Consider the following 2,360-nt stretch of genomic DNA (forward strand, 5'->3'; position numbering starts at 1 on the left):
CTGCCGCCAGGCGCAGCTCCCGGGAAAACTCATCCGGTGATCGTCGCAGAGCGGAAAACACCTCGTCCGGCAGGTCGAGTACGATTCGCGCCATGTATCTCCCTGGTTCATTCTACTCAATGCCGACGGAGGCCGCACACCAGGCAACTCTTGCAACCCTATCTAAGCCGCGTGAATGGGATTCTATCGAAAACGACGGCGCCTTTCCGTGTGGCTAGAGGTTGGAATAGGGACCCGTCTCGTGGCGCGGAGTAACAACCCGGCGAGTACTACCCCTATCAGAAACTCCAGTTTGATCAGGGTCCAAATTCGGAGCCACATTCGGCCTGATGAAGTTCAGCGAAGCGATCGAGCCGGTCACGACGTTGAAGATCAAGAGTGCTGAGCTAATCCGGCGAGCGAGAGAGTCTGGCCAGCCGATCGTGATCACCCAGAACGGCAAGGCAACCGCGGTGCTGCTGGATGTGGAGAGCTTCGAGCGGCAACGCGAGGCCCTTCTCTTGCTGCGCTACCTGGCGGTCGGTGAGGACGAGGTAAGCCGCGGCAGGGGCGTGCGCGACAAGGATGCGCGTCGTCACTTCGAGAAGAAGCTGAAACAGCTCTGGAGTGAATGAGGTTTACCAGGTTGTTTGGAGCCGGAACGCGATAAGGGACGTCGACGACATTCTCGAGTACGTCGTCAACGCACAAAATGCCGACGATGCCGAGCGGCTCTACCGCAAGCTCGTTTCTCGGATCGACACTCTATCGAGGTTCCCGAGGCGGGCCCGACTCGTCACGCACTCCGGGATCACGGGTCCCGCCACGGCATTGAGCACCCTATTGAATCCCGACCAGACCTCGCACGGAATCGACGAGCTTCTTGGCGTCGTAACCGACGCCGTCCTTGAAGACGGTGACCACGTTGCGAATTTCCGCATGACGCGCGACCGGGTCCCCGTCGATGACCACGAGATCCGCGATCTTCCCCACCTCGATGGTTCCGAGAGAGTCGTCGACACCGAGGACCTTGGCGCCGTTCAGAGTCATGATCTGGATGGTCTCGGCGGGGGTGAACTCGGCCTCTAGCAGGAGCTCGTAGTTACGCTGGTCGCCGAATCCCGGAAGCGCGCCGCCGTTTCCCGTCGGATCGACGCCCGCGGCGAGGAGGCCGCCGGCTTTGAAGAACGCATATTCGAACGCCTGGGCTCGGGGAAATAGATCGGCCATCACCGACTCCGAGGCCTGCCGGGAGATCTCGGAGCGACGTGTCAAGTACTCCTCCCGGGCCTCGGGCGCGAGCATCTCTAGCACCCGGGTCTCGAGAGGAGGGCGATCCGGCACGGACAGCTCGTAGACTGCAAGCGTCGACGTCATCGCCACGTCGTTCGAAATCATGTGATCGATCGTGGCCTTGACCGGTGCGCTCCCGATGTCCAGCTTCCGCAAATGCTCGCGAAAGCCGGTCGGGCACTCGTCGGGCTTCTTGTCGGGATCGTACTCGGTGTTGGTGAAGAAGCCGTGCTCGAGACTGTCGATCCCCAGATCGACGGCCTCGCGAAACGTCACCGAGCAGAGATGGCCGGTGAACTTCAGTCCGCGGCGATGAGCTTCCTCGACCGCGGCTTTCAGCTCGGCTCGGGAGATGAGCGTATAGGCTTTGAACCAGGTTGCGCCCTCCTCCGCCCAGTAAGCCACCACGCGTTTCGCGTCCTCCGGGGTGCCGACCTGGGTCATGAAGGAGCTCGCGCCCGGTCCGGTGATGTAAGGCCCGGTCACGTGCATCCGTGGGCCGGGGATCTCGCCTTCTTCGATGGCCCGCTTCATGTTGATCTCGCTATAAGGCGAGTAGCTCCCCGTGGTGCGGATGGTCGTGACGCCGCTTCCGAGATAGAGTTTGGGCGCCGTCGTGTTCATCTGCGATGTGCGGCTCGACGTCGTGTAGAACGTATGGTTGTGTACTCCGACGATGCCGGGAATGACCGTGTGCCCGCTCAACTCGAGCCGCTCGGCGCCGGCGGGAACGCTCACGGTAGAAGAGGGTCCCAGGGCTGCGATCTTGCCGTTCTCGATCACGATGGTCTGATCCGCTTTCGCCGGTGCTCCCGTGCCATCGACGACTTGAACGCCCGAAATCACGATGGTCGGAGCCTCTACGCTCACGAACTCACGAGTCGCTTCCGATAGCTGCGCGTAGGGTTGGCCTAAAAGCGTCAGAAGAATTACAACGACACTCATCAATTCCCTCCGTCCACTTCGAATATCAGCTTCATACCCGTCTCCAGGTGCTCGGCAATGTGACAGTGCACCATCCACCGCCCCGGGTTCGACAGCTCGAGCAGGATGTCTACCGTCTCCCCAACCGCCACGAGCACCGTATC

At 61.2% G+C, this 2,360-nt stretch carries 3 protein-coding genes; 1 reads left to right on the forward strand and 2 read right to left on the reverse strand.

Annotated elements, in window-relative coordinates:
• Positions 1-329: 329 nt before the first annotated feature.
• Entirely contained in the window at positions 330-614 is a 285-nt protein-coding gene (locus VEK15_18135) for a type II toxin-antitoxin system Phd/YefM family antitoxin (GenBank protein ID HXV62625.1), read from the forward strand.
• A 205-nt stretch (positions 615-819) separates the two neighbouring features.
• Here the strand turns inward: VEK15_18135 and VEK15_18140 are convergent, their stop codons facing one another.
• Positions 820-2,217: an amidohydrolase family protein gene (locus tag VEK15_18140; protein ID HXV62626.1), complete on the reverse strand. Its 1,398-nt coding sequence runs from the start codon at positions 2,215-2,217 to the stop codon at positions 820-822.
• Positions 2,217-2,354 (reverse strand): multicopper oxidase domain-containing protein, encoded by a 138-nt coding sequence (locus VEK15_18145; GenBank protein ID HXV62627.1) that lies wholly within the window; start codon positions 2,352-2,354, stop codon positions 2,217-2,219. Before VEK15_18145 ends, VEK15_18140 begins: the two co-directional genes overlap by 1 nt.
• Positions 2,355-2,360: the final 6 nt, after the last annotated feature.

The sequence above is a fragment of the Vicinamibacteria bacterium genome (assembly GCA_035620555.1).
GTDB lineage: Bacteria > Acidobacteriota > Vicinamibacteria > Marinacidobacterales > SMYC01 > DASPGQ01.